This window comes from Streptomyces sp. NRRL B-24085, from assembly GCF_001282115.1.
Taxonomy (GTDB): Bacteria; Actinomycetota; Actinomycetes; order Streptomycetales; family Streptomycetaceae; genus Streptomyces.
The window spans coordinates 1-26,926 of sequence record NZ_LJBR01000332.1 but is presented as its reverse complement, the minus strand read 5'-3'; the positions used below and the strand labels follow the sequence as shown (position 1 = coordinate 26,926).

General features: G+C 72.1%; 20 protein-coding genes. 14 read left to right on the top strand and 6 right to left on the bottom strand.

What is annotated here, in order from left to right:
* Both AOJ26_RS31220 and moeZ read left to right on the top strand, forming a co-directional pair.
* Positions 1-631 (top strand): spherulation-specific family 4 protein (locus AOJ26_RS31220; RefSeq protein ID WP_053851725.1); only part of this gene is annotated, 631 nt, incomplete at its 5' end.
* A gap of 63 nt (positions 632-694) precedes the next feature.
* On the top strand, positions 695-1,873 hold the full coding sequence (gene moeZ / locus AOJ26_RS31215; RefSeq protein WP_053851724.1) for an adenylyltransferase/sulfurtransferase MoeZ: 1,179 nt from the start codon (positions 695-697) through the stop codon (positions 1,871-1,873).
* 53 nt (positions 1,874-1,926) lie between these two features.
* Here the strand turns inward: moeZ and AOJ26_RS31210 are convergent, their stop codons facing one another.
* From AOJ26_RS31210 to AOJ26_RS31200, 3 genes are all read right to left on the bottom strand, one after another.
* Complete coding sequence (locus AOJ26_RS31210; RefSeq protein ID WP_053851723.1) at positions 1,927-3,468, bottom strand: alpha/beta hydrolase; 1,542 nt, start codon at positions 3,466-3,468, stop codon at positions 1,927-1,929.
* A 139-nt stretch (positions 3,469-3,607) separates the two neighbouring features.
* On the bottom strand, positions 3,608-5,152 hold the full coding sequence (locus AOJ26_RS31205; protein ID WP_053851722.1) for an alpha/beta hydrolase: 1,545 nt from the start codon (positions 5,150-5,152) through the stop codon (positions 3,608-3,610).
* 82 nt (positions 5,153-5,234) lie between these two features.
* On the bottom strand, positions 5,235-7,916 hold the full coding sequence (locus AOJ26_RS31200; protein WP_053851721.1) for a lysylphosphatidylglycerol synthase domain-containing protein: 2,682 nt from the start codon (positions 7,914-7,916) through the stop codon (positions 5,235-5,237).
* A 186-nt stretch (positions 7,917-8,102) separates the two neighbouring features.
* Between AOJ26_RS31200 and AOJ26_RS31195 the strand changes: the two genes are divergently transcribed.
* The 5 genes from AOJ26_RS31195 to nudC all read left to right on the top strand — a co-directional run bounded on the left by AOJ26_RS31195 (position 8,103) and on the right by nudC (position 18,383).
* Positions 8,103-8,489 (top strand): MGMT family protein, encoded by a 387-nt coding sequence (locus tag AOJ26_RS31195; RefSeq protein WP_053851720.1) that lies wholly within the window; start codon positions 8,103-8,105, stop codon positions 8,487-8,489.
* Between the two features lie 275 nt (positions 8,490-8,764).
* Positions 8,765-12,208: an ATP-dependent helicase gene (locus AOJ26_RS31190; protein ID WP_078960098.1), complete on the top strand. Its 3,444-nt coding sequence runs from the start codon at positions 8,765-8,767 to the stop codon at positions 12,206-12,208.
* A 110-nt stretch (positions 12,209-12,318) separates the two neighbouring features.
* Entirely contained in the window at positions 12,319-15,870 is a 3,552-nt protein-coding gene (locus AOJ26_RS31185) for an ATP-dependent DNA helicase (protein ID WP_053851718.1), read from the top strand.
* 10 nt (positions 15,871-15,880) lie between these two features.
* Positions 15,881-17,287 (top strand): dipeptidase, encoded by a 1,407-nt coding sequence (locus AOJ26_RS31180; RefSeq protein ID WP_078960099.1) that lies wholly within the window; start codon positions 15,881-15,883, stop codon positions 17,285-17,287.
* A gap of 151 nt (positions 17,288-17,438) precedes the next feature.
* Entirely contained in the window at positions 17,439-18,383 is a 945-nt protein-coding gene (gene nudC / locus AOJ26_RS31175) for an NAD(+) diphosphatase (protein ID WP_053851716.1), read from the top strand.
* A 64-nt stretch (positions 18,384-18,447) separates the two neighbouring features.
* Here nudC and AOJ26_RS31170 read toward each other — a convergent pair whose 3' ends face one another.
* On the bottom strand, positions 18,448-18,690 hold the full coding sequence (locus AOJ26_RS31170; protein WP_053851715.1) for a mycoredoxin: 243 nt from the start codon (positions 18,688-18,690) through the stop codon (positions 18,448-18,450).
* Positions 18,691-18,873: 183 nt separating this feature from the next.
* Between AOJ26_RS31170 and AOJ26_RS31165 the strand changes: the two genes are divergently transcribed.
* The 5 genes from AOJ26_RS31165 to AOJ26_RS31150 all read left to right on the top strand — a co-directional run bounded on the left by AOJ26_RS31165 (position 18,874) and on the right by AOJ26_RS31150 (position 22,739).
* Entirely contained in the window at positions 18,874-21,069 is a 2,196-nt protein-coding gene (locus AOJ26_RS31165; RefSeq protein WP_179200397.1) for an ATP-dependent DNA helicase UvrD2, read from the top strand.
* A 211-nt stretch (positions 21,070-21,280) separates the two neighbouring features.
* Entirely contained in the window at positions 21,281-21,562 is a 282-nt protein-coding gene (locus AOJ26_RS42315) for a hypothetical protein (protein WP_373413216.1), read from the top strand.
* 175 nt (positions 21,563-21,737) lie between these two features.
* Positions 21,738-22,106, top strand: coding sequence for a WhiB family transcriptional regulator (locus tag AOJ26_RS31160; RefSeq protein WP_020119791.1), 369 nt, complete (start codon positions 21,738-21,740; stop codon positions 22,104-22,106).
* The gene (locus tag AOJ26_RS31155; protein WP_053851713.1) at positions 22,103-22,426 is read left to right on the top strand and encodes a hypothetical protein; all 324 of its coding nucleotides are present in this window, start codon (positions 22,103-22,105) and stop codon (positions 22,424-22,426) included. The genes AOJ26_RS31160 and AOJ26_RS31155 overlap by 4 nt, the downstream gene beginning before the upstream one ends.
* Positions 22,427-22,541: 115 nt before the next feature.
* Entirely contained in the window at positions 22,542-22,739 is a 198-nt protein-coding gene (locus AOJ26_RS31150) for a hypothetical protein (protein ID WP_053851712.1), read from the top strand.
* Between the two features lie 11 nt (positions 22,740-22,750).
* On the opposite strand, the gene AOJ26_RS31145 is transcribed toward AOJ26_RS31150, so the two are convergent.
* Complete coding sequence (locus AOJ26_RS31145; RefSeq protein WP_053851711.1) at positions 22,751-24,121, bottom strand: ABC1 kinase family protein; 1,371 nt, start codon at positions 24,119-24,121, stop codon at positions 22,751-22,753.
* Positions 24,114-25,331: a TOMM precursor leader peptide-binding protein gene (locus AOJ26_RS31140; protein WP_053851726.1), complete on the bottom strand. Its 1,218-nt coding sequence runs from the start codon at positions 25,329-25,331 to the stop codon at positions 24,114-24,116. Before AOJ26_RS31140 ends, AOJ26_RS31145 begins: the two co-directional genes overlap by 8 nt.
* A gap of 260 nt (positions 25,332-25,591) precedes the next feature.
* Here AOJ26_RS31140 and AOJ26_RS31135 point away from each other — a divergent pair, with 260 nt between their 5' ends.
* Both AOJ26_RS31135 and AOJ26_RS31130 read left to right on the top strand, forming a co-directional pair.
* Complete coding sequence (locus tag AOJ26_RS31135) at positions 25,592-26,188, top strand: M48 family metallopeptidase (RefSeq protein ID WP_078960096.1); 597 nt, start codon at positions 25,592-25,594, stop codon at positions 26,186-26,188.
* Positions 26,189-26,303: 115 nt separating this feature from the next.
* Positions 26,304-26,926, top strand: a 623-nt coding sequence (locus tag AOJ26_RS31130; RefSeq protein WP_199828888.1) for a TerD family protein, incomplete at its 3' end; no start/stop codon positions are given.

Here is a 26,926-nt window from a genome sequence, read left to right as displayed (position 1 = left end):
CCCCGGCACCCCTCTGCACTGGGCCGTCCTCGACGTCGCCGACGGCCCCGGCACCCGCCCCGACCCGCACTGCCTCGAAGCCGCCGGCCGGCTGCGCAACGCGGGCGTCCGCGTCCTCGGCCGCCTGGACACCCTCCACGGGACGCGCACCCACGGCGAGACGGTCTCCGGAGCCCAGCGCTACCTCGACTGGTACCAGGTCGACGGCTTCCTCCTGGGCCGCTGCCCGACCGACCGCGCCGCGCTCCCCGAGGTCCGCCGCACCGTCAGCACGCTCCGCGCGGTCCGTGACGATGCCCACATCGTTCTTGGCCACGGCACCCATCCCCACCCCGGTTACGCCGAGACCGCCGACCAGTTGGTCACCTTCTCGGGCTCCTGGAGCGACTACCGCTGGTCGCAGGTGGCGGAGTGGACCGCCGACTACCCGGCCGACCGCTTCTGCCACCTCGTCCACGGGGTGCCCGGTCCGCATCTGGAGGAAGCCCTGCGGATAGCCCGCTGGCAGGGCGCCGCCACGATCTGGTTCACCGACCGCACGGACCGCGGCGGCAGAGTCGACCCCTGGGAGACCATGCCCGGCTACTGGGACGAAATCGTCTCGCGGATTGGAACGGGTGTCTCGGAATGAAAAAGGCCATGGCAGTGTTACGGGGAGAACAACCGTAGTGATTGACCGACCAACGGAGTCCCCGTGTCGCTGCCACCCCTGGTCGAGCCCGCTGCCGAGCTCACCGTAGACGAGGTCCGCAGGTACTCCCGCCACCTGATCATCCCCGACGTCGGGATGGACGGGCAGAAGCGGCTGAAGAACGCCAAGGTGCTCTGTGTGGGCGCCGGCGGCCTGGGCTCGCCGGCGCTGATGTACCTGGCCGCGGCGGGCGTCGGCACGCTCGGCATCGTGGAGTTCGACGAGGTCGACGAGTCGAACCTGCAGCGCCAGATCATCCACAGCCAGGCCGACATCGGCCGCTCCAAGGCCGAGTCCGCGCGCGACTCCGTCCTCGGCATCAACCCGTACGTGAACGTGATCCTTCACGAGGAGCGGCTCGAGGCCGACAACGTGATGGACATCTTCAGCCAGTACGACCTGATCGTCGACGGCACCGACAACTTCGCGACCCGCTACCTGGTCAACGACGCGTGCGTGCTGCTGAACAAGCCGTACGTCTGGGGCTCGATCTACCGCTTCGACGGCCAGGCCTCCGTCTTCTGGTCCGAGCACGGTCCCTGCTACCGCTGCCTCTACCCGGAGCCCCCGCCGCCGGGCATGGTCCCCTCCTGCGCCGAGGGCGGCGTCCTGGGCGTGCTGTGTGCGTCTATCGGCTCCATCCAGGTCACCGAGGCCATCAAGGTCCTCACCGGCACCGGCGAGCCCCTCGTCGGCCGCCTGATGATCTACGACGCCCTGGAGATGCAGTACCGCCAGGTCAAGGTCCGCAAGGACCCCAACTGCGCGGTCTGCGGCGAGAACCCGACCGTCACCGAGCTCATCGACTACGAGGCCTTCTGCGGCGTCGTCTCCGAGGAGGCCCAGGAGGCAGCCGCCGGCTCGACGATCACTCCCAAGCAGCTCAAGGAGTGGATCGACGACGGCGAGAACATCGAGATCATCGACGTCCGGGAGATCAACGAGTACGAGATCGTCTCCATCCCGGGCGCCAAGCTGATCCCCAAGAACGAGTTCCTCATGGGCACCGCCCTGGAGAGCCTGCCGCAGGACAAGAAGATCGTCCTGCACTGCAAGACGGGTGTCCGCAGTGCGGAAGTCCTCGCGGTCCTGAAGTCCGCGGGCTTCGCCGACGCCGTGCACGTCGGCGGCGGTGTGATCGGCTGGGTCAACCAGATCGAGCCCGAGAAGCCGGTCTACTAGGCCCACACCTGGACGGGAGGGGCTCGGCACCACGCGTGCCGGGTCCCTTTCCCTTACCGGGCGCAGACCTTGCCGTCCTTCGGCACCGTGCCCTTCAGCAGGTACGCGTCCACCGTGGCGTCCACGCAGTCGCTCCCGTTCCCGTACGCCCCGTGTCCCTCGCCCTTCCAGGTGAGCTCCACGCCGACCCCCTTGCCCAGCTCGTCGGCCATCCTGCGGGCCCCCTCGTAGGGCGTGGCCGGATCGCCCGTGTTGCCGATCACCAGAACCGGTGCCGCACCGGGCGCGCTCACCTCCGGGGTCTCGTACTGCCCGGGCACCGGCCAGTCGTGGCACCAGCCGGCCGCGTCCCAGCCGAGGAACGGGCCGAACACGGGAGAGATCCGCTCGAACTCCGGCAGCAGTCGCTTCGCCTCCGCGAGGGTGGGCCGCTGCTTGTCGTCCAAGCACGATATGACCCGTTGCGCCTGCGGAAGCAGGCCGTAGTGCCCCGAGGAGTCACGTTCGTTGTAGCCGTCGGCGAGCGCGAGCAGTTCGGAGCCGTCCCCCCGCTCGGCCGTGTCGAGAGCGCTGGTCAGGGAGGGCCAGCTGTCCTCCCGGTACAGGGGCAGGACGATGCCGGTGAAGGCGAGCACCTGAGTCAGCTTCCGGCCGGAGTAGGTCTCCAGCGGATGCGTGTCGATGCGGTCCAGCAGGTCGGCGATCCTGCGGGTGCCCCGCTCGGGGTCCTGGCCGGTGGACGCGAGGTAGTTGTCGAGGGCGCGCTGGAAGCCCCGGGCCTGGTTCTTGCGGTGGTCCACCATGTCCGCGCCGGGGTCGACGACCGCGTCGAGCACCAGCCGCCCCACGTGCTCCGGGAACAGGTGGGCGTAGACGCCGCCGAGTTCGGTGCCGTACGAGATGCCGAAGTAGTGCAGTTCGTCGTCGCCGAGGACCTGACGCATCAGGTCCATGTCCCGCGCGGTGTCGGTGGTCGAGACGTGGGCCAGCAGTTCGCCCGCGTCCTTCTCACAGCCCCTCGCGAAGTCGGCGGCGTCCCGCAGGTACGCCCGTTCCTCGGCCGGGGTGTCCGGCGTGGCGTCCACCGCCTCGGCCGCCTGCGTCTCCTTGTCGCTGCGGCACCGGACGCCCTCACTGGCACCGACCCCGCGCGGGTCCCAGCTCACCAGGTCGTACCGCTCGCGCAGCAGCGACACGGTGGCGGCGTACCCGGGCATTCCGGCTACGCCCGACGCCCCCGGGCCCCCGAAGTTGAACAGGAGCGAGCCGATTCGGTCGCCGCCGCGGGCCCGGGAGCGGATCAGCGCGAGGTCGGTCGTCTCGCCGCCGGGCTTCGACCAGTCCAGCGGCGCCTTCAACGTCGCGCACTGCCAGTCCCTGCCGGGCGCGGAGGCGTTCGCGGTGGCCCTGCATCCGTCCCAGTCGAGTCTCTGCGAGGTCAGGGCGGCGGGCAGCGCCTTCGCGCCGGTCGTCGTCGGCCGCGCGCCGCCCGACCGCTCCTCGTCCCCACCGCCGTCGGCCGAACCGCCGCCGCAGCCGGCCGCCAGCAGCGCGCCCGCGGCGGCCACAGCCGCCCACCGTACGAAACGCCCCATTCCCGTCCCCCTCCCAAGCCGTCCGCGTCGGTCCACGAACGTCGGTCCGGCCATGGTAGGCCGATCACGAATCCCCCGTCCGACCCTGTGGATAACCCTCTGACCTGCAACTTTCGCAGGAGTCCGGGTCGGCTGTGCGCTACGAGCAGACCGTCCCGGCCGCCGGTACCCTCCCGGTGAGGAGATAGCCGTTCACCGCGTCCTGGACGCAGGCGTTCTTGCTCTCGTACGCCCCGTGTCCCTGCCCCTTGTACGTCATCTCGATGCCGACGCCCGCGCCGAGCGCCTCCGCCATCCTCCGGGCGCCCTCGTACGGCGTCGCCGGGTCCCCGGTGTTGCCCACGACCAGGATCGGCGCCGAGCCGGGGGCGCTCACGTCGGGATGGTCGGCGGCCCCCGCCACGGCCCAGTCGGTGCAGGTCACCATCGACCAGGCCATGAAGTCACCGAACAGCGGAGAGGCGGCACGGAACTCGGGCAGTCGCCGCTCGACCTGGGCGGCGGTGTAACGGGGCTTGTCGTCGGCGCAGTTGACGGAGATGTTGGCCGCGGCGATGTTGCTGTACTCACCGCTCTCGCTGCGCCCGTTCATCGAGTCGGACAGCAGCATCAGCACCCTGCCGTCACCGTCGTACGCCTGTTCAAGGCCCTCGGTCAGGTACTCCCAGAAGTCCTTCGAGTACAGGGCCTGCGCGATGCCGTTGGTCGCGGCGGTCTGGGTCAGCGGCCGCTGCCCGATGCCGGGGATCGGGTTCCGGTCGAGGTCGGCCAGGAGTTTCGCGATGCGCTTCTGGACGTCCTGCGCGGTGTCGCCGACGGGGCAGTCCGTGGGCTGCGAGGTGCAGTCCTCGGCGAAGTTGTCGAGCGCGAGCTGGAAGCCCTTGGCCTGTCCGAGCGAACCCTGCTCGCTGCTCTGCGTAGGGTCGACGACCGCGTCGAACACCGCGCGCCCTACGCGCTTCGGGAACAGGTGGGCGTAGACGCCGCCGAGTTCGGTGCCGTACGAGATGCCGAAGTAGTACAGCTTGTCGTCGCCGAGGACCTGACGCATCAGGTCCATGTCGCGGGCGGCGTCCGTGGTGCGCACGTGCGGCAGCATCTTCTCGGAGTTCTCCTCGCAGGCCGCGTTGAACTCCTTGGTGTTGTCCAGCAGCGCGGTGCGTTCGGCCGCGTCGTCCGGGGTGGCGTCCTGCTCGAAGTACACGTCGAGCTGGAGGTCGTTCAGGCACTCCACCGGGGCACTGCGGCCGACCCCGCGGGGGTCGAAGCTCACCAGGTCATAGCGGGTGCGCAGTTTCGTGTAGTCGGAGCCGAAGGCGGGCAGCGTGGTCACGCCCGAACCGCCGGGACCGCCGAAGTTGAAGACCAGCGAGCCGATCCGCTTGTCCTCGGCGCCACTGGCCCTGGCCCGGATCAGCGCGAGGCCGATGGTGTCGCCCTTGGGCTCGGCCCAGTCGAGCGGGGCCTTGAGGGTGGCGCACTGCCATTCCTCGCCGCCCGGCAGTGGCGAGGGGGCGTCACCGCCGCCCTCGGCCCTTGAGGGGGCGGGGCAGTCCTTCCAGTCCAGCTTCTGGGCCGACAGGTCCTCGGGCTCGGAATCGTCGCCGCACCCCGCCAGCGCCGAGGCGAGCAGAAGGGCGGTGGCGGTCACGGCGGCGACGCGCAGGCGAGGGGGGTTCGGCATGACCCCATCCTGCGCTCGCGCGCGTGGGGACGCGCGGAGCACGAGGCGTAAGAGGTACCTGCTCCGGCCGGGGCGGGACGGACTACAGGGCGCCCTTGCGTGACAACTGGTTGAAGGCCAGCCAGCCCGGCAGCACGGGCAACCACAGGGTCAGCAGCCGGAACAGCAGAACGGCCGGCGCGGCGACCTCCTTGGGGAGCCCCACGGCGATCAGACCGACCGTCAGGGTGGCCTCCACGGCGCCCACACCACCCGGTGTCGGGGCCGCCGAACCGAGCGCGTTGCCGGCGAGGAAGACGACGGCCACGCTGGCGATGCTGAGCGAGGTGCCCTCGTTGCCGAAGGCGCGGATGGACGCGTCCAGGCACATCACGAAGCAGGCCGTCAGCAGCAGCATGCCGCCGATGCCGGTGATCAGCTTCTGCGGCCGCTGGAGCACGTCCAGCATGCGCGGCACGACACCCGCGAACAGCGACCTCACGCGCGTGACGACGAACTTCCTGAGGAACGGCACCGAGGTGACCACGAGCACCAGCACGGCCACCGTCAGCAGACCGGCGATGACGGTCCTCGACGGCGACAGCGACGGCGTCTTCTCGGTACCGGTCAGGTAGCCGAAGGACAGCAGCATCAGGATGTGGCAGCCGAGCCCGAACAACTGCGAGGCGCCGACGCTCGCCACCGCGAGCCCCGGCCGCACGCCCTGGCGTTGCAGGAAGCGTGTGTTGAGCGCCACACCGCCGACCGCAGCGGGTGCGACGATCTTCACGAAGGAACCGGCGACCTGGGCCGCGACCGTCCGCATGAACCCCACCCGCTCGGGCACGAAGCCCAGCAGCGACATGGCGGCGGCGAAGTAGCTGCACGCCGAGAACAGCACGGCCGCGGCGACCCAGCCCCACTCGGCGTTGGCGACGAGGGGCCCGAACTCGATGTGGGTGAGCTGCGTCAGCAGGAAGTACGCGCCGATGGCACCCGCGATGAAGCTGATCAGCGTGCGCGGCTTCACCCGCTCCAGACGGGCCGGCTCGACCGGCGCCTGCGGCCTGATCAGCAGCACCTGGTGGCGGATCTGCGTCAGCAGATCCTCCTCGCGCGCCTCTTCGATGGCCTCGTCGATGGCCCGCTTCTCCGCCCGGGCCTCCGCCTTGACGGTCTTCTTGTCGGGCTTCTCGAGGACGGGCCTGGCTTCCTCCGGCGCGTCCTCCAGACGGGCCTGCTTGGCCTGCTGGGACGCCTCCAGGACGGCCTCGCGCTCGCGCTGGGCCCGCTCCCGGGCCAGTCTGCGCAGCGTCGCGCGCGTGGAGCGCGTCAGTGCGATGGGCTGGAGCATCGGCAGGCAGTCGGCCACGGCGTCGGGGCCGAGGACGCCGACTGCCGAGGCCACCGCGCGTTCCGCGCCCGCGAGCAGTCCCAGAGTGGTGACGAGCTGGGCGACGTCCATGCGCAGCAGCAGGGTGCTGGCCGCGATCTCGCCGCCGCGCAGATCGGTGAGGATCACCGCGCCGGAACGATCCACCAAGATCGCGTCACCAGCGAGCCTGCGGTGCGCGATGCGCCGCGACTGCAACGCCTGCACCTGACGCCAGGTGTTGCGCAGCAGTTCGTCGGTGATCTCGTCCTCGTGCAGCGATTCGAGCGTGCGCCCGCCGGTGTGCTCGTAGACGAGCATCACGGCGTCGGGGCCGAGTTCGGAGGTGGCGATCAGCTTGGGCGCGTTGGCGCCGGCGGCGATCGCCGCGTAGGCGAGCAGCGCCTCCTGCTCCAGGGCCTGCCTGAGCGACTGGAGGCTGCTGCGGGTGGCGAAGCCGCGCAGGGTGAGGTTGCGGTACACGCGGTAGAAGAAGCCCTGCGCCTGCTGCTCCCGGTCGACCACCGTCACGTCCAGCGGTGGGCCGTCCTCCAGGGTGACGAAGTAGCGCCGGCCGCGGTCGCCGTTCTCGGCGCTCTCCGAGGCATCCTCGCGGGCCGCGCTGACCGGGCGGAAGCCGACGGTCCTGAGGCCCGCGATCAGCGTCTGACCGGTGGGCCGGACATTGGGCGAGCCGACGGCGTAGAGCGTGCCGTAGGCGACCGTCCAGCCGATCAGCACCGTCAGGATGATCGAGAAGGGGGTGGTGTAGCCGGTGACGAGCATCGAGAACGCGTCGAGCATCAGCACGATCCACAGCACCGCCCGCCAGCGCGGCCTGCGGGACATGCCGACGGCCGTCATATAGGCGATGACGGGCGCCAGATAGCCGTGCACCGGGTCGGTGAGGGCGTGGATGTCACCGGGGGAGGGCTGGGTGAGCGCCTCCTGGATCGAGTCCGGGGCGGCCTTGGCCACCCACAGGTCGGTGGCGAGCGTCACACCGTGGGCGAGGACCGCGGCGAGCACACCGTCGGCGATCCGCAGTCCGTCGCGCTTGATCAGCCGCTCGATCGCGAACGCGACCGGAACCAGGAGGATCGCGATGCTGGAGGCGAGACCGGCGATCTTGATGAGCAGGTCGGGCGCCTGTCCGGTGCCCTTGTTGATGTCCTGTTCGAGTCCGGAGGTGGTGCCGTGCGCGAACGCGGCGATCGCGAGCAGCACCACGACGGCCAGCACGCCGACCAGCAGCCGCATCAGGTCGGAGGGCCGGTGCACGCGCGCGGGGAGGAGCGGTTCGTCGCTCTCGACCGCGTCGGCGTGCACCTCTTCGGCGTCGGCGGTGTCGGGGCGCGACGAAGCGTCAGAGGTGCTCTCGGCGTCCTCCGGGTGCACACCCTGTGGCTTCATCGTCTCTTCTTGATCTCGTATCACCAGTCACCGCCCGCACGATGGTGGCATGCCCCACCGACACACGGGGGTGTCAGGGTGCACATGCGGGGGCGCACAGTCTGCCGGAAGCGCCGTCCCCGGGCGAGGGATACGCACGGTCGCGGGCCCGTCACATTGTCGGTGGGGTGGTGCAGGATGGGGCGGATGAGCGAGCAGAGCCTTCCTCAGGACGCCCACCCGGAGTACGCGGACGCGCTGCCGGAGTACGCCGAGCGGGTCCTCGACGTCGCCGAACGCATCCCGCCCGGGCGCGTCATGACGTACGGCGACGTCGCCGAGTGGCTGGAGGAGGGCGGACCCCGCCAGGTCGGCCGGGTCATGGCGCTGTACGGCGGGGGCGTGCCGTGGTGGCGGGTGGTGCGCGCGGACGGCGTCCTGCTCCCGGGGCACGAACTGCGGGCGCTCGACCGGTACCGCGCCGAGGGCACGCCCCTGAAGGAGGCGAGCAGGGCCGCCGAGGGCCATCTGCCGCGCCTCGACATGAGACGGGCCCGCTGGGACGGCGGCGATCGGGCGGAGGGTCACACCTGACAGCTTCCGCCATCCCGCGGGCCCGGGAGCACCTTGAGGCCCGTACGGGGGAAACACGGCACGTCTGTGGCATGCCGTACGTTCGAGGGGTGAGGGGCGTACGGGTCGCGAGCGTCTCGTGGGCCGTACGGGACGCCCGGGATGAAGCGGAAGCCCTGCTTCCGCACTCGGCGTCGGCGTAGCGTCTGCTGCACGCGTCCCCCTCACCCCCCGTCCACCGCCCTCCACGCGCGGCGGGCCGCCCAACAGCACACCCACCAGGACCGGCGAACCACGTGAGCTCCTCTTCCTCCACCAGGCGTCTGTCGCACTCCCAGGTGCGACAGGGGACCCGTGGCGCTTATCGACTGGTGCGTACCCCACCGGTTCGCGTGGATCCCCCTCGTCTGGACGCCGCACAGCGCGCCGTGGTTGAGCACGGGAGCGGTCCTTTGCTCGTTCTCGCAGGTCCGGGCACCGGGAAGACGACCACGCTCGTCGAGTCGGTGGCGTCGCGTATCGCCCGTGGAGGGGACCCCGCGCGCGTGCTCGTGCTGACGTTCAGCCGCAAGGCGGCCGTCGAACTGCGCGACCGCATGGCGCTGCGCATAGGAGCGGCACGCGCCCCGCAGGCGACGACCTTCCACTCGTTCTGCTACGCCCTGGTCCGCGCCCACCAGGACAGCGACCTGTTCGTGGAGCCGCTGCGCCTGCTGTCCGGACCCGAGCAGGACGTCACCGTGCGCGAACTGCTCGCGGGCCAGCCCGACCTGGAACGGCTCGGCCTCGCGCACGTGCGCTGGCCGGACGAACTGCGCGCCTGCCTGACCACCCGCGGCTTCGCCGACGAGGTCCGCGCGGTCCTCGCCCGCAGCCGCGAACTGGGGCTCGGCCCCGGCGCCCTGGACGCCTTCGCCCGCCGTATCGGCCGCCCCGACTGGCGGGCCGCGGCCGCCTTCCTCGCCGAGTACCTCGACGTCCTCGACCTCCAGGGCGTCCTCGACTACGCCGAACTCGTCCACCGCGCGGTGCTCCTCGCCCGCCGCCCCGAGGTCGCCGAGCGACTCGCCGCCCAGTACGACGCCGTGTTCGTCGACGAGTACCAGGACACCGACCCGGCCCAGGTACGGCTGCTGCACGCGCTGGCCGGCGGCGGCCGCACCCTTGTCGCCTTCGGCGACCCCGACCAGTCGATCTACGCCTTCCGGGGCGCGGACGTGAACGGCATCCTCGACTTCCCGTACGCCTTCCCGCGCGCGGACGGCCGGCCGGCGCCCGTCGAGGTCCTGCGCACCTCCCGCCGCTCCGGCGCCGACCTGCTGGCCGCGACCCGCCTGGTGACCCAGCGCATGCCCCTTACCCGGCTGCCGGCGGAGAAGGTCCGCGCCCACCGCGAGCTCGCCCCGGTCCGCGAGGGCGGGCGCGTCGAGGTCTTCACCTACCCGACCCCCGGGACAGAGCTCGACAACATCGCGGACATCCTGCGCAGGGCGCATCTGGAGGACGGCGTTCCGTGGGGCGAGATGGCCGTCCTGGTCCGCGCGGGCTCGCGCACGATCCCGACGGTCCGCCGCGCGCTCACCGCGGCCGGCGTACCCCTCGACATCGACGGCGACGACCTGCCCCTGCGCCACGAACCGGCGGTGGCGCCGCTGCTGACGGCCCTGCGGGCGGTCGCGACGGCGGAGGCGGCGGGGAGTGCCGTACCGGCTGAGGGCGCGGGGCCGCCAGAGGTACGGCCTGAGGAGGGCGCCGCTTCCGAGGAGCGGCTGCCGGACGACGAGGCCGCCCCTGCCGACGAGGCCGCTCCCGAAGAGCCGCCGTCGGACACGGAGGAAGCCTCCGAGGCACCGTCCGTGGAGACATCCTGGCTCGACACCGAGACCGCTCTCACCCTCCTGGCCTCCCCCCTCGCCGGTATGGACGCCGCCGACCTGCGCCGCCTCGGGCGGGCACTGCGGGACGAGGAGCGGGCCGCGGGTAACGCCCTGCCGCCGCCCTCCGACGTACTGCTCGCGCGGGCCCTCGCCGAGCCGGAACGGCTGACCGTGCACGACCCCGCGTACGCGCGCGGAGCCCAGCGGCTCGGAGCGCTGCTCGGCAAGGCCCGTCAGCGCCTCGCGAACGGCGGCAGCGCCGAGGAGGCGCTGTGGGACCTGTGGGAGGGCACGCCGTGGCCCGGCCGCCTGGAGCGGGCCGCCCGGCGTGGCGGGGCCGCGGGGCGCAACGCGGACCGGGATCTCGACGCCGTGTGCGCGCTGTTCGCGACCGCCGCGCGCGCGGAGGAGCGCACCGGAGGCCGCGGCGCCCTGAACTTCCTGGAGGAGATCGACGCCGAGGACATCGCCGCCGACACCCTCACCCGGCGTGCCGTACGCCCCGACGCCGTGCGTCTGATGACCGCGCACCGCTCCAAGGGCCTGGAATGGCGGCTGGTCGTCGTCGCCGGCGTCCAGGAAGGCCTGTGGCCCGACCTGCGCCGCCGCGGCTCCCTCCTGGAGGCCGACCGCATCGGCCGCGACGGACTCGCCGAACCGCTCACCCCAGGCGCCCTGCTCGCCGAGGAGCGCCGTCTGTTCTACGTGGCCGCCACGCGCGCGCGTGAGCGACTCGTCGTCACCGCGGTGAAGGCTCCCGCCGACGACGGCGACCAGCCTTCCCGCTTCCTGACCGAACTCGGCGTCGAACCCAAGGACGTGACCGGCCGCCCGCGCCGCCCCCTGTCGGTCGCCGCCCTGGTCGCCGAGCTCCGCGCCACCGTCGTCGACCCGCGTGTCTCCGACACCCTGAGGGAGGCCGCCGCCCGCCGGCTGGCCCGGCTCGCCGCACTCGCCGACGAGGACGGCCGCCCGCTCGTCCCCTCGGCCCACCCCTACCGCTGGTGGGGCATGTTCGAGCCGACCGAGTCCAAGGTGCCGCTGCGCAACCGCGACCAGCCCGTCGTGCTCTCCGGCAGCGCCCTCGACCAGCTCGCCAACACCTGTGCCCTGCAATGGTTCCTGGGCCGTGAGGTGAAGGCCGACGCGCCCGCCACGGTCGCCCAGGGCTTCGGCAACGTCGTCCACGTCCTCGCCGACGAGGTCGCCTCCGGGCACACCCCGGCCGATCTCGACGTCCTCATGGAGCGCCTCGACTCCGTGTGGAACGCGCTCGCCTTCGACGCGCCCTGGAAGTCGGCGCAGGAGAAGGAGAACGCGCGCGTGGCGCTCGAACGCTTCCTGAAGTGGCACGTCATGGACCGCACCGGCCGCACACCGGTGGCCAGCGAGCACGACTTCGACGTCACCCTGGAGGCGGGCGACGTCGAGGTGCGCATCCGCGGCCAGATGGACCGCGTCGAGGCCGACGGCGAGGGACGCGCGTACGTCGTCGACTTCAAGACCGGCAAGCAGCCCGTGAGCTCCGCCGACGTGGAACGCCACCCCCAGCTCGCCGTCTACCAGCTCGCCGTCCGCGAGGGCGCCGTCGACGAGGCCTTCGACGGCGTACGGCCCGAGCCGGGCGGCGCCGAACTCGTCCAACTGCGGCAGGGCGCCCCCAAGCGGGACGGTGGCGAGACCCTGCCCAAGGTCCAGGCGCAGGAGCCGCTGGAGGGGGAGTGGGTCGGTGACCTGCTCGCCACGGCGGCCGGCAAGGTCCTCGACGAACGGTTCACGCCGACCGCCGGCCAGCACTGCGCCCACTGCGCGTTCCGGGCCTCGTGCAGCGTCCGGCCGGAGGGACGGCATGTCGTGGAGTGAGCTGAGCATGCCTGTGTGATCAGTCGCACCACGTGTGCTGACCTGCGCATCTTCCGGACCGGAGGGCGATTCGTCCTCCGCTGTCAGTGCACGCCGCTAGCCTCTGCGACATGCCCGCCCGTATCACCGATCCCGATCAGCTCAAGGAGCTCCTCGGCATCCCGTTCACCCCCGAGCAGACGGCCTGCATCACCGCGCCGCCCGCCCCGCAGGTGATCGTCGCCGGTGCCGGTTCGGGCAAGACGACGGTGATGGCGGCCCGCGTGGTCTGGCTGGTCGGCACCGGACAGGTCGCCCCCGAACAGGTCCTCGGCCTCACCTTCACCAACAAGGCTGCGGGTGAACTGGCCGAACGCGTCCGCAAGGCGCTCGTCAAGGCGGGCGTCACCGACCCCGACGCCATCGACCCGGACAACCCGCCGGGCGAACCCGTGATCTCCACCTACCACGCGTTCGCGGGCCGCCTGCTGACCGACCACGGCCTGCGCATCGGCCTCGAACCGACCTCCCGCCTCCTCGCCGACGCCACCCGCTTCCAGCTCGCCGCGCGAGTGCTGCGCGAGGCCCCCGGCCCCTACCCGGCCCTGACCCGCTCCTTCGCCGACCTGGTCAGCGACCTGCTCACCCTCGACGCCGAACTCGCCGAGCACCTGGTCCGCCCCGAGCAGGTGCGCGCCCACGACGCCGAGCTGCTGCTGACCCTCCAGGGCGCCAAGCTCACCAACGACGCCCTGCGCAAGGTCCCCGAGGCGGCCGCCGCCCGCCGGGAACTCGCCGACCTGGTCGTCCGCTACCGCGCCGCCAAACGCGAACGCGACCTGCTCGACTTCGGCGACCAGATCGCCCTGTCCGCACGCCTCGCGGGCATCCCCGAGGTGGGCCGCGTCCTGCGGGACGAGTTCCGGGTGGTGCTGCTCGACGAGTACCAGGACACCTCGGTCGCCCAGCGCGTCCTGCTGGCGGGGCTGTTCGGCGGGGGCACCGGTCACCCGGTCACCGCCGTCGGCGACCCCTGCCAGGCCATCTACGGCTGGCGGGGAGCCTCCGTCGCCAACCTCGACGACTTCCCCGAGCACTTCGCCCACCCCGACGGCCGCCCCGCGACCCGCCAGTCCCTCAGCGAGAACCGCCGCAGCGGCGGCCGCCTCCTCGACCTCGCCAACGGCCTCGCCGAACCCCTGCGCGCCATGCACGCGGGCGTGGAGGCCCTCCGCCCGGCCCCCGGCGCCGAACGCGACGGCATGGTGCGCTGCGCCCTGCTGCCCACCCACGCCGAGGAGATGGACTGGCTCGCCGACTCCATCGCCCATCTCGTACGGACCGGGAAGGCGCCCGGCGAGATCGCCGTCCTGTGCCGCACGGCGACTGACTTCGCCGAGATCCAGGGCGCCCTCGTCGAGCGGGACGTGCCCGTGGAGGTGGTCGGCCTCTCCGGCCTGCTGCACCTGCCCGAGGTCGCCGACCTGGTCGCCGTCTGCGAGGTCCTCCAGGACCCCGGCGCCAACGCCGCCCTGGTCCGCCTGCTGACCGGCCCCCGCTGGCGCATCGGCCCCCGCGACCTCGCCCTCCTCGGCCGCCGCGCCCGGCGTCTGGTGTCCCACGCGCGCGTGAACGCCGGGGACGACCCCGACCGCAGGCTCGCCGAGGCCGTCGAGGGGGTCGACCCGGCCGAGGTGATATCGCTCGCCGACGCCCTGGAGACCTTCCTGGAGACGCCCCTCTACAGCGACGACGAGGACGACGACGACCTGCCCTTCTCACCGGACGCGCGCGTGCGGTTCGCGCGCCTGGCCGCCGAACTGCGCGATCTGCGCCGCTCGCTCGCCGACCCCCTGATGGACGTCCTGCACCGCGTCCTCGCCGTCACCGGCCTGGAGGTCGAACTGTCGGCGTCCCCGCACGCACTGGCCGCCCGCCGCCGCGAGACCCTGTCCAACTTCCTCGACATCGCCGCCTCCTTCGCGGCCGGGGACAACGAGGCGACCCTCCTCGCCTTCCTCGGCTTCCTGCGCACCGCCGCCCAGTACGAGAAGGGCCTCGACAACGCGCTGCCCGGCGGCGAGAACACCGTCAAGGTGCTCACCGCGCACAAGTCCAAGGGCCTGGAGTGGGACGTCGTCGCCGTCCCCGGCCTGGTCACCGGCACGTTCCCGAGCAGCCAGGGACGCGAGAAGTGGACCGCCCAGGGCAAGGTGCTGCCGCACGCGCTGCGCGGCGACAGCGACACCCTCCCCGACGTCGACTCCTGGGACGCGCGCGGTATGAAGGCCTTCCACGAGGCCATGAAGGACCACCAGCACACCGAGGAACTCCGCCTCGGCTACGTCACCTTCACCCGGCCCCGCTCCCTCCTGCTCGGCTCCGGCCACTGGTGGGGGCCCAGCCAGAAGAAGCCGCGGGGGCCGTCCGACTTCCTCCAGGCCCTGCACGACCACTGCACGGCCGGTCACGGCGAGATCGAGGCGTGGGCCGACGAGCCCGCCGAGGACGAGGAGAACCCCGCCCTGCACAGCCGGACCGAGGACCAGGTCTGGCCCCTGCCCCTGGACGACAGGGCCCTCGCCCGCCGCCGGGCCGCCGCCCAGACGGTCCTGGACCACCTGGAGGCCCTGGCCGCCCACACGGACACCCACCCCGCGGCCGTACACGACCCGGACAGCCACGACGACCCGGACTGGCCCCCACCGCCGGACGACGAGCCGCCGTACCCCGAGGAGCCGCCGTACGCCGAGGAGCTGCCGTATCCCGAGGAGCCCCTCTACGAGGACGAGATCGCCGGGGAGGACATCGCCGAGGACTGGGACACCTTCACCCCGGCCCGCCCGGCCGTCCCGCACCAGGCCACGGCCCCGCAAGCGGCCACCCCGCAGGCCCGACCCCACCCGGCTGAGCGGGAACCCTTTACCCCCGAGGAAGCCCGCGCCATCGCCTCCTGGGACCGCGACCTAGACGCCCTCACCGGCGAACTCCTGCGCGCGCGGGAAGCCGTCACCGACGTGCCCCTGCCCGCGTCGCTCACCGCGACCCAGGTGCTCCGCCTGGCCGCCGACCCCGACGGGCTCGCGCAGGAGCTCGCGCGCCCCATGCCGCGCCCCCCGCAACCCGCCGCACGTCAGGGCACCCGCTTCCACGCCTGGGTCGAGGCCCGCTTCGAAGCCCTGACCCTGCCCATGCTGGAGCCGGACGACCTGCCCGGCGGCGACGCCGAGATCGCCGACGAACGCGACCTCGAAGCCCTCAAGGAGGCCTTCGAACGCACCGAGTACGCCCACCGCACCCCCTACCGCCTGGAGACGCCCTTCCAGCTCGCCATCGCCGGCCGCGTGGTCCGGGGCCGTATCGACGCCGTGTACCGGGAGAGCGAAGGGGACACCACGACGTACGAGATCGTCGACTGGAAGACCGGCCGCACCCGCACCGCCGACCCCCTGCAGCTCGCCGTGTACCGGCTGGCCTGGGCCGAGCGGCAGGGCGTGCCTGTGGAATCGGTCACGGCGGCGTTCCTGTACGTCCGCACCGGAGAGGTCGTGCGGCCCAGGAACCTGCCGGACCGGGCCGCCCTGGAGCGGCTGTTGACCCAGGGACCGGGAGGGCGAGCCGACGGCTCCGCGCAAGCAAACTGTGAGGAACCGCCCAACGAGGATGTCGGTGCGGGCCGATAGGCTCATGACCATGAGCCAGACCCCGGCGGACAGCGCTGTCCGTACGTACATCGAGCAGCACCGCGCCGCCTTCCTCGACGACCTCGCCGCCTGGCTGCGCATCCCGTCCGTCTCGGCCCAGCCCGACCACGCACCCGATGTACGCCGCAGCGCCCACTGGCTCGCCGCCAAGCTCACCGAGACCGGCTTCCCCACGGCCGAGGTCTGGGAGACCCCGGGCGCGCCCGCCGTCTTCGCCGAGTGGCCCGCCGACGACCCCGCGGCGCCCACGGTCCTCGTCTACGGCCACCACGACGTCCAGCCCGCCGCCCGCGAGGACGGCTGGGACAGCGACCCCTTCGAGCCCGTCGTCCGCGGCGACCGCCTCTACGCGCGCGGGGCCGCCGACGACAAGGGCCAGGTCTTCTTCCACACCCTCGGCGTCCGCGCCCACCTCGCCGCCACCGGCCGCACCGCCCCGGCGGTGCACCTGAAGCTGCTCGTCGAGGGCGAGGAGGAGTCCGGCTCCCCGCACTTCCGCGCGCTGGTCGAGAAGCACGCGCGGCGGCTCACCGCCGACGCCGTGATCGTCTCCGACACCGGGATGTGGTCCGAGGACACCCCCACCGTGTGCACCGGCATGCGCGGCCTCGCCGAGTGCGAGATCCGGCTGTACGGACCCGACCAGGACATCCACTCCGGCTCGTTCGGCGGAGCAGTGCCCAACCCGGCCACGGCGGCCGCCCGCCTCGTCGCCGCCCTGCACGACGAGCACGCGCGCGTGGCGGTCCCCGGCTTCTACGACGGCATCGTGGAGCTGACCGACCGTGAGCGCGAGCTCTTCGCCGAGCTGCCCTTCGACGAGGAGCAGTGGCTGCGCACCGCCAAGTCGCACGCCACCCACGGCGAGGCCGGACACACCACCCTGGAACGCGTCTGGGCCCGCCCCACCGCGGAGGTCAACGGCATCGGCGGCGGCTACCAGGGCCCCGGCAGCAAGACGATCGTCCCGTCCTCCGCCATGGTCAAGCTCTCCTTCCGGCTGGTCGCCGGCCAGGACCCCGGCCACATCGAGAAGGCCGTCCGCGACTGGGCGGCCGAACAGGTGCCCGCCGGGATCCGGCACGAGATCGCCTTCGCCGCCGCCACCCGCCCGTGCCTGACGCCGCTGGACCACCCGGCCCTGCAGTCCGTCGTACGGGCCATGGGCCGCGCCTTCGGGAAGCCGGTCCGCTTCACCCGCGAGGGCGGCTCCGGCCCCGCCGCCGACCTCCAGGAGGTCCTCGGCGCACCGGTGCTGTTCCTCGGTATCTCCGTCCCCTCCGACGGCTGGCACGCGCCGAACGAGAAGGTCGAGCTCGATCTGCTGCTCAAGGGCGTCGAGACCGCCGCGTACCTGTGGGGTGATCTCGCCGAGCACTGGAGCCACGCGCCCTGACCGCCCCGCGCCGCCCGGACCGGCGACGCGCGCGGGGCACACTGAAAGGGCCGCCGCGCGAAGCCCCGCCGGACCGGCCGCCCCGCGCCGCACGTCCCGCCGAACCGCCCGCCGAAACAATCCGCTGCACCCGGGGGAGTTGGAAGCACCCGTGACCACCTGGACCGACCACACCGCCGACCGTCCCGTCTCGCTCACCGCCCCCAGCGGCATCGACCGCGCCGCGCACCACCGGCTCGACGAGGCCTGGCTCGCGGCGGCGTGGAGCCACCCCACCACCCGCTGTTTCGTGGTCTCCGGCGGTCAGGTCCTCATAGACGAGACGGCGGACGGCCGCACCGAACTCGTCATGACCCCGTCCTTCGAGGCCCCGCTCACCGAGGCGCACCGCTACTTCCTCGGCATCGACGAGGACGGCGTCCGCTACTTCGCCCTCCAGAAGGACGCCCTGCCGGGCCGCATCGACCAGTCGGCGCGCCCCGCGGGGCTGCGCGAGGCCGGCCTGCTGCTGTCCGCGCGCGACGCGGGCCTGATGGTGCACGCGGTCGGCCTGGAGAACTGGCAGCGCACCCACCGCTTCTGCTCCCGCTGCGGCGAGCGCACCGTCATCGCCGCGGCCGGCCACATCCGCCGCTGCCCCGCCTGCGGCGCCGAGCACTACCCGCGCACCGACCCCGCCGTGATCATGGCCGTCACCGACGACCAGGACCGCATCCTGCTCGGCCGCCAGGTGCACTGGCCCGAGGGCCGCTTCTCGACCCTGGCCGGCTTCGTCGAACCGGGTGAGTCCATCGAGCAGTCGGTGCGGCGCGAGGTCTTCGAGGAGGCCGGCATCACCGTCGGCCCGGTCGAGTACGTCGCCAGCCAGCCCTGGCCGTTCCCCTCCAGCCTCATGCTCGGTTTCATGGCCCGCGCCACCTCCACCGAGATCAACGTCGACGGCGACGAGATCCACGAGGCCCGCTGGTTCTCCCGCGACGACCTCCAGGCCGCCTTCGAGTCCGGCGAGGTCCTGCCGCCGTACGGCATCTCGATCGCGGCCCGCCTGATCGAGCTCTGGTACGGCAAGCCGCTGCCGACCAGGAGCTTCGTCTGAGAAGACGGCAGACGAAAAGGCGGTTCCCGCTCCTGCTCGGGAACCGCCTCGACGTTGGCTGTGCTTACGCGCTGATCTTCTGCTTCACCTGCGCCAGCGACGGGTTCGTCAGCGTCGAACCGTCGGCGAAGAGCACGGTCGGCACGGTCTGGTTCCCGCCGTTCGCCTTCTCCACGAAAGCCGCGGACTCCGGGTCCTGCTCGATGTTGATCTCGGTGTACGCGATGCCCTCGCGGTCCAGCTGCTTCTTCAGCCGCTGGCAGTAACCGCACCAGGTGGTGCTGTACATCGTCACAGTGCCCTGCATGTCTCGCGCGCTCCTTCGGTGGCTCGGGGGAAGAGCTCGTCCGGTAGGGGAACGTATGCGACCGGGCCGCCATTCCCGCACCGGGGTACCGGCCGGGTGACGCCTGCCGCATTAGTACGACTGCGGCTGCCTGCCTGTGGACAACCGGCTCATCCGCCTCCGCCGACCTGGCAGCATGGCGGTGTGACAGCAGCAACGCACTCCACGCTCTTCCCGCGCACACCGGACTCGGCCGACGCGGTGCTCGAAGGGCTCGACCCCGAGCAGCGCGAGGTGGCCACCGCCCTGCACGGACCGGTGTGCGTGCTGGCGGGCGCCGGCACCGGCAAGACCCGGGCGATCACCCACCGCATCGCCTACGGGGTGCGGGCCGGGATCCTCCAGCCCTCCAGCGTGCTCGCCGTCACCTTCACCAACCGCGCCGCCGGGGAGATGCGCGGACGGCTGCGCCAGCTCGGCGCCACGGGCGTGCAGGCCCGGACCTTCCACTCGGCGGCCCTCCGGCAGCTCCAGTACTTCTGGCCGAAAGCAGTCGGTGGCTCCATGCCCCGGCTCGTCGACCGCAAGATCCAGCTCGTCGCCGACGCGGCCGCCGCCTGCCGCATCCGCCTCGACCGGGGCGAGCTGCGGGACGTCACCGGCGAGATCGAGTGGTCCAAGGTCACCCAGACCGTGCCGTCCGACTACGCCCTCGCAGCCGCGAAGGCCGGCCGGGAGACCCCGCGCGCCGCGGCCGAGATCGCCCAGCTCTACGCCGCCTACGAGGACCTCAAGCGCGACCGGGCCGTCATCGACTTCGAGGACGTCCTGCTGCTGACCGTCGCCATCCTCCAGGACCGGCACGACATCGCCGAACAGGTCCGTTCCCAGTACCAGCACTTCGTCGTCGACGAGTACCAGGACGTCAGCCCCCTCCAGCAGCGTCTGCTGGAGCTGTGGCTCGGGCAGCGCGACAGCCTGTGCGTCGTGGGCGACGCCAGCCAGACGATCTACTCGTTCACCGGCGCAACCCCCGACCACCTGCTCGACTTCCGCACCCGCCACCCCGGGGCCACCGTCGTCAAGCTGGTCCGCGACTACCGCTCCACCCCCCAGGTCGTCCATCTCGCCAACGGCCTGCTCGCCCAGGCCCGCGGCCGCGCCGCCGACCACCGGCTGGAACTGGTCTCCCAGCGCCGGCCCGGCCCCGAGCCCGTCTACACCGAGTACACCGACGAGCCCGCCGAGGCCGAGGGCGCCGCCCGCCGCATCCGGGAGCTCATGGACACGGGCGTCCGGGCCAGCGAGATCGCCGTCCTGTTCCGTACCAACTCCCAGTCCGAGACCTACGAACAGGCCCTCGCCGACGCCGGGGTGCCCTACCAGCTCCGCGGCGCCGAGCGGTTCTTCGACCGGCCCGAGGTGCGCAGGGCCATCGTCAACCTCCGGGGCGCGGCCCGCTTCGGCGGCAACGACGCACAGCTGGACGACGCCGTCGACCTGCCCTCCCAGGTGCGTGCCGTCCTGTCGGGGGAGGGCTGGACCACGGAACCGCCGGCCGGCTCCGGGGCTGTCAGGGAGCGCTGGGAGTCGCTGGCCGCCCTGGTGAACCTCGCGCAGGACTTCGCCGCCGCCCGCCCCGGCGTCACCCTGAACGACCTGGTGGCCGAACTCGACGAGCGGGCCGGTGCCCAGCACGCCCCGACCGTCGAGGGCGTCACCCTCGCCTCCCTGCACTCGGCCAAGGGCCTGGAGTGGGACGCGGTCTTCCTGGTCGGGGTCGCCGAGGGCATGATGCCGATCACCTACGCCAAGACCGACGAGCAGATCGAGGAGGAGCGCCGGCTCCTCTATGTCGGCGTCACCCGCGCCCGCGAGCGCCTCCACGTCTCCTGGTCGCTCTCCCGCTCGCCCGGCGGCAGGCCCAACCGCCGCCCCAGCCGCTTCCTCGACGGGCTGCGCCCCGGCTCCACCGCCACCGCGGGGCGCACCGCGGGCGGCGGTCCCGGAGGCGTGGAGCGCGGCTTCACCACCGCTGTCGGCGTCGCTCCCAGACGTACCCAGCGCACCCCGGCGCGCTGCCGGGTGTGCGGGCGCACGCTCACCGACGCGGGCGAGCTGAAGCTCATGCGTTGCGAGGACTGTCCCTCCGACATGGACGAGGGGCTCTATGAGCGGCTGCGCGAGTGGCGTGCCGTACAGGCGCAGCGCAGCGGACAGCCGGCCTTCTGCGTCTTCACGGACAAGACGCTGATGGCGATCGCCGAGGCCGTGCCCGACGACGAGCACGAGCTGGCGCGGATCCCGGGCGTCGGCCGGCGCAAGCTCAACCGCTACGGAGCGGATGTGCTGACCATCTGCGCAGGCCAGGAGGTCACGGAAGAAGAGGACGACGACTGATTCCAACTCGTCGAAAAAATAGTTTGCGCATGCCCCAGCAATCCCCATAGGTTCTTAGCCACGGGGACGGAGGCCTTCTCGGAGGCCCCGATTCCGTGTTCTACTTGCATTTCCGTCGGACAGCGGCTCGCGCCGCCGTCCCCAGAGACGCCGAGAGGAGGCGATTGAAGTGATCAGCATCAACAGCCGCAAGGCCATCAGCACCGCCAAAATGACCGATCCCTCGGTCGTCTCCGCGTGCATGCTCGGCGTTTCGAACCTGGGCACCGGTCTGTCCGGCATTCCTGCCGTCCGTCCGGCGTCCTCCGTGTCTCTCGCGGTCCTTCCGGTCCGTGAGCGCAATGAGCGACCGACCAAGGCACTGGAAGCAGTAGTGGCACAGGCGCACGCCTATGCCTTTGCGGCGGCCGGTGCCGGATTCCGGAAGCAGACGACGCAGCACCACCAGATGTGGGCCTTCCGTGGGCCAGAACCCTGGAGTGATCCAGCCTGATCGCCGATCAGGCCGGCGCCTTCAGGGCCGCGGAACCCCATCCGGGATCCGCGGCCCTTCTGTTTTCCCCGAACGGGGAGAGCGGAGCGAAGGGGCCTCGGGACAAGAAAAGAACCCGGTACCAAGCGACCACCGGTCCCACAGGGCCGGACCGAACAGACGAGGAAGACGAACCGTGCAACTCGAAGCGCACGCCCCGTCCGTACCGCCTTCCGAAACGATCCCCCCGCCCGGCCTCACGGAGGACTCCACCTTGATCCCGCTCACCGCGCTCACCGCGCTCGACGACGCCATCGAGAACCTCGGCGTACCCGTCCCCTGCCGTTCCTACGACCCGGAGGTCTTCTTCGCCGAGTCGCCGGCCGACGTCGAGTACGCCAAGTCCCTCTGCCGCACCTGCCCGCTGATGGAGGCCTGCCTCGCCGGCGCCAAGGAGCGGCGTGAGCCCTGGGGCGTCTGGGGTGGAGAGCTGTTCGTCCAGGGTGTCGTCGTCGCCCGGAAGCGGCCGCGTGGTCGCCCGCGCAAGAACCCGGTCACGGCATGAACACCGCAGGAACGATCGACCGCCCCCTCACGAACGACCCCACGAAGCAGGCCCCGATGAAGCCGTCCACCAGCGAGCCCGCCGGCTCCGCGATCCCAGACTTCACCACCACCGACGCGAACGACTCGCGTCAGAACAGGACCCGAGAGATGCAACTCATCCCAGAAGCCCTGGCTCGCGCGCATATGCGCGACCGGCTGCACGAGGCCGAGCAGGAACGCCGGGCGCTCCGCCTGGTCACCGCTCGCCGGATGCAGCGCCGGGCCGAGCGCGCCTCCCTGCGTGCTCGCCGTGCGCTCGCCATGGCCGTCATGCAGTAACACGACCCGGTAGCAGTACCCGGTAGTTCCCCGCGGGGGCCGGTCCGTCCGAACGGACCGGCCCCCGCGGTGCGTTGTGCGCGCCGGACCACGGAGACGGAGTTATCGTCGGCGGGTGACGAGTCCTCCCGGAGACGACGGCGACGACGAGCCGGAGCCCCTCGTGTGCGCCCGCTGCGGCACCCGGGCCGAGGGCTCACAACCCACCTGGACCTGCTCCGTGGAGAACGGCGTCCGCCAGTACTTCTGCGACGCCTGCGCCCGGGAGAACCTCAGGGCCATCGAGGGGCGGCTCGACTCGGCCTGGTGGTAGGCCGGTCCGGCTCACGCCTCCGCGGCCGCTTCCGGCTCGTCCCCTTCCTCCTCCGGCAGGAAGCCCGGCAGCCACTCCTCCAGTTCCTCGCGCAGCCGGACCGTCGCGCCCAGTTGGCACAGGACACCGATGGTGCTCAGGGTGACCCGGTGGATCAGCAGGTACGCGGGGGGCAGATTGAGCTGTTTGCCCAGTTGGTGGGCGGGGGAGCGGGGGTCGGCGATCCGGGCGGCCTGGCTGCGCATCCAGCCCCGGGTGAAGGTGAACTCCTCGACCTCGGCCGGTTCGATGATCGGCAGGAGGTAGTCGAGGACCGCGTCCGGGTCCAGCTCTATGGACTCCTTCACGAAGCCCTCCACGCAGAGCAGTTCGTAGACCGCCTCCGCCTCACCGTCCAGCGTCATGCGCAGGCAGGTGCCGATGGTCTCCGGCAGACCGCCCGCGAGCCGGTCGACCGTGCCGAAGTCCAAAACGCCAAGGCGCCAGTCGTCCTCGCCGTCGGGACCGCCCGGGAGGAGCCGGAAGTTGCCCGGGTGCGGGTCGGCGTGCAGCAGTCCGGTGCGGGCCGGGCCGGAGAAGAGGAACCGGGCCAGGAGCTGCCCGGCACGGTCGCGCTGCTCCTGAGTGCCGTCCGAGATCACCTCCGACAGGGGGACGCCCTCGATCCACTCCGTGATCAGGACCTGGTCGCTCTGGTGAACCACGGCCGGCACCACGACGTCCGGATCGTCCGCGAACTCCTCGGCATGGGCCTGCTGGGCCTGCGCCTCCAGGCCGTAGTCGAGCTCCTCCGAGACCCGGTCGCGCAGCTCGGCGATGAGGGGCTTGATGTCGATGCCGGGGACCAGCGGCCCCAACAGGCGGGCGAAGCGCCCCAGTTGGTTCAGGTCGGACAGCAGGGCCTCACCGGCCCCCGGGTACTGGACCTTGACCGCCACCTCGCGCCCGTCGTGCCACACGGCCCGGTGCACCTGGCCGATGGACGCCGCCGCTGAGGGCTTGTCGTCGAACTCGGCGAACAGCTCCTGCCAGTCCTCGCCCAGCCGCTCCTCGAGCACCGCGTGCACGGTGCGGGTCGGCATCGGGGGCGCCGCCTCCTGGAGCTTGGTCAGGGCGGCGCGGTAGGGGCCCGCGACCTCCTCGGGGAGCGCCGACTCGAAGACGGACAGGGCCTGGCCGAACTTCATGGCCCCGCCCTTGAGCTCCCCGAGCACCTTGAACAACTGGTCCGCGGTGCGCTGTTGCAGCTCACGGCCGACGATCTCCGCGGACTCGCCCACGATCCGCTTGCCGAGTCCCCAGGTGGCCCGCCCGGCGAAGCCGAGCGGGAGCGCGGCGAGCTTGGCGGTCCGGGTGACCGCCTTCCGGGGAAGATCAGACATGCGCCCTCCAGGTCCCAGGCGGCCGTGGCGCGGTTGCCTTACGGCACAACTCCTCCGACGACCGTTGCTCCGCCATTGTCTCGTGCCGAGCCTCCTCCTTGGAGGTGTGTTCTCCCTTACCTTTCTCCGCTGCCCCGCACGCACATCCGGGATGCGGCGGGACCGGCCGCGCGTGCCAGGTCAGACCGGGCAGCGAGACCTCCCAGCGGGCGCCCGCGCTCGACGGGACACGGCCGTCGAGGAAGGCGAGGGCGTGCGCGGCCGCGAGCCCGGCGACCGTCGTGGCCAGGGCCAGGTCACAGGGGCGGGCCGGAAGTCGGCGGCTGCCCGAACGCCACTGGGCCACCAGCCGGGGCCAGGCCTGGTCACGGTCGGTCCGTGCCTCGTGCAGGCACCCCGCGCAGCCCGTCTCGCCCGGCAGGACGAGCGGGCCGACGACTCCCGTCGCCTCGACCACACCGGCGTAGAGATGAGGTGTCCCGGACCGGACGAGGGGCTCACCGGCGGCCGGGGCGGGCGCGTGGACGTCGACGTCGTCGCGCGGGGCGAGGACGACTAGGGAGAATCCGGGGACATCCGCCGCCGGCGTAGCCCGGGAACCGTGTCGGGGCGGGCGTCCCGGAGCCGCCGCGGAGGCCGCCCGGCGTGCGGCGGTGTCCCTGCGGTCACCGATGGAAGCGGCGGGGAGCCCGCCCGGGGCGACGTCCCCCGGTTCGACCCGGCCGCCGTCCCGCACGTCGACCTCCCCGACACCGGCGCCCGAGAGCAGCGCGGCCAGCGTCGCGCCCACCCGGCCGGCACCTCTGACCTGCACGCGCAGTGAGCGGCGGGCCGCCAGGAGCCTCATCGCGTCACCAGGCTCCGAGGTGGTCAGCGAGAGGGACGCCAGGTCGGGCGCCAGCCGGTCGAGGACGTCCTTCTTCTCCCGCAGCGCGTCCGCGGCCGGACCGCCGCCCCGCGCGTCGTCGACGAGCCCGGCCCGCGCCAGCCGCCCCACCAGGGTGTCGACGTGACCGTCGGGCAGATCCATCCGGCGTCCCTCCTCCCGCAGCAGCGCGAGACCGCGCGTGCCGTTGAGCAGGTCGAGGAAGCTGCCCGTCGCCGTGTCGACCGGGCCCAGCGTCAGCGCGTGCGCCGGGGTCATCCCGAACTGCACGGTGTTGAGGTCGCGCCAGCCGCGCCGGAGAGCGGGCTTCATCCGCGGAACCATGGTGTGCTCGAGCGGAACCACTGCTTGCATGACAGGCCCCCGTAGCCCTCGTAGAACGTCCCCGTCCGCCGCCGTGGCCCGGGCGACGGCGGTCGCGGCCGAGGCGGCGCTGCCAGCATGCCCGGACCCGGCGGACGAGTGCCGAAAGTTGTCCACAGGTGGGGACCATTCGTCGTACAAATCAGACGCATGGTGGGCGATCGAAACCGAACCGTCCCGGAGTCGGGACTTCCCCCGTGTGCAGCGGGTAACGTCGGGGCGTGCCCGCCGACCCACTGCACAGCGCCGGAACGCCACAGCGCAGCACGACGAGCCAGCCGCCGAGCGGCTCGGGGGCGAGCGCGATCGAGGTGCGCAGGAGCAGCCGTCGACGCCGGACGGTCTCCGCGTACCGCGAGGGCGATCGCACCGTCGTGCTCATCCCTGCCCGGATGTCCGAGGCGGAGGAGCAGCGCTGGGTGACCGTCATGCTCGCCAAGCTGGCCGCCCAGGAGAGCAAGCGGGTCCTCGGCGACACCGAGCTCGCCGAGCGCGCGCGGCGGCTGTCGGCCCAGTACTTCGACGGCCGGGCGCGGCCCGCCTCGGTCCGCTGGGTCACCAACCAGAACACCCGCTGGGGTTCGTGCACCCCGTCCGAGGGCAGCATCCGGCTCTCGCACCGGCTCCAGGGCATGCCGGAGTACGTCGTCGACTACGTCCTGCTCCATGAGCTCGCGCATCTGCTCGTGCCCGGACACGGGCCCCGTTTCTGGCGGTTGCTGGAGGCCTATCCGCGCACCGAGCGGGCCAAGGGCTATCTCGAAGGCGTGGTCGCCGCGGACCGGTTGCCGCACCTCCCGGGCGTCAGCGGAGAGTGACCGACGACCCGAACGGGTTTTTGTACCGGATCTGTACCGACCTCCGCCGGTGTCCGAGTTTGCCGTTAGCCTGTCGCGACGCACTCGCATTCGGGATGGGGGACGGTCGTTACGCATGGCCAGGGAATTCCAACGCGGCCACAAGGCCAAGATCAGTGACCTGACCGCGGGCACGGACCTGTACGTAGGCGTACAGATCTCCGGCCCCGGACTGACCTTCGACATCAGCTGCTTCGGCCTCGACGCCGACGAACGGCTCTCGGACGACCGGTACTTCATCTTCTTCAACCAGCCCAAGTCCCCCGAGGACTCCATCCAGCTCCTGGGCGCGCAGTCGGGTGACACGGAGTCGTTCCGGGTCACGCTCGACCGGATTCCGTCGCAGATCCAGAAGCTGTCGTTCACGGCGACGATCGACGGCGACGGCCAGATGTCGCAGATCGCTCCCGGCTACCTCCGGATCGTCGCCGGCGGCGAGGAAGTGGCCCGGTACCCGTTCGACGGCAGCGAGTTCTCGACCGAGCGGGCCGTGATGGTGGGCGACCTCTACCTGAAGGACGTCTGGCGGTTCGCCGCGGTCGGCCAGGGCTTCGACGGCGGGCTGGAGGCGCTGCTGAAGAACTTCGGCGGCGAGGTCGCCGAGGAGGAGTCCGAGGCCGCGCCCCAGCAGCCCGCCGTACCGGCCCAGTCCCAGGCGCCGGCCTTCGCCCCGCCCCCGCAGACCGCGGCGCCTGGGAC

Bases quoted from the DNA above. Each gene is read 5' to 3' on its own strand.
- AOJ26_RS31210 (WP_053851723.1), bottom strand. From the start codon at position 3,468: ATGGGGCGTTTCGTACGGTGGGCGGCTGTGGCCGCCGCGGGCGCGCTG.
- AOJ26_RS31205 (WP_053851722.1), bottom strand. From the start codon at position 5,152: ATGCCGAACCCCCCTCGCCTGCGCGTCGCCGCCGTGACCGCCACCGCC.
- AOJ26_RS31200 (WP_053851721.1), bottom strand. From the start codon at position 7,916: ATGAAGCCACAGGGTGTGCACCCGGAGGACGCCGAGAGCACCTCTGAC.
- AOJ26_RS31195 (WP_053851720.1), top strand. From the start codon at position 8,103: ATGAGCGAGCAGAGCCTTCCTCAGGACGCCCACCCGGAGTACGCGGAC.
- AOJ26_RS31185 (WP_053851718.1), top strand. From the start codon at position 12,319: ATGCCCGCCCGTATCACCGATCCCGATCAGCTCAAGGAGCTCCTCGGC.
- AOJ26_RS31180 (WP_078960099.1), top strand. From the start codon at position 15,881: ATGAGCCAGACCCCGGCGGACAGCGCTGTCCGTACGTACATCGAGCAG.
- AOJ26_RS31170 (WP_053851715.1), bottom strand. From the start codon at position 18,690: ATGCAGGGCACTGTGACGATGTACAGCACCACCTGGTGCGGTTACTGC.
- AOJ26_RS42315 (WP_373413216.1), top strand. From the start codon at position 21,281: ATGACCGATCCCTCGGTCGTCTCCGCGTGCATGCTCGGCGTTTCGAAC.
- AOJ26_RS31155 (WP_053851713.1), top strand. From the start codon at position 22,103: ATGAACACCGCAGGAACGATCGACCGCCCCCTCACGAACGACCCCACG.
- AOJ26_RS31145 (WP_053851711.1), bottom strand. From the start codon at position 24,121: ATGTCTGATCTTCCCCGGAAGGCGGTCACCCGGACCGCCAAGCTCGCC.
- AOJ26_RS31140 (WP_053851726.1), bottom strand. From the start codon at position 25,331: ATGGTTCCGCGGATGAAGCCCGCTCTCCGGCGCGGCTGGCGCGACCTC.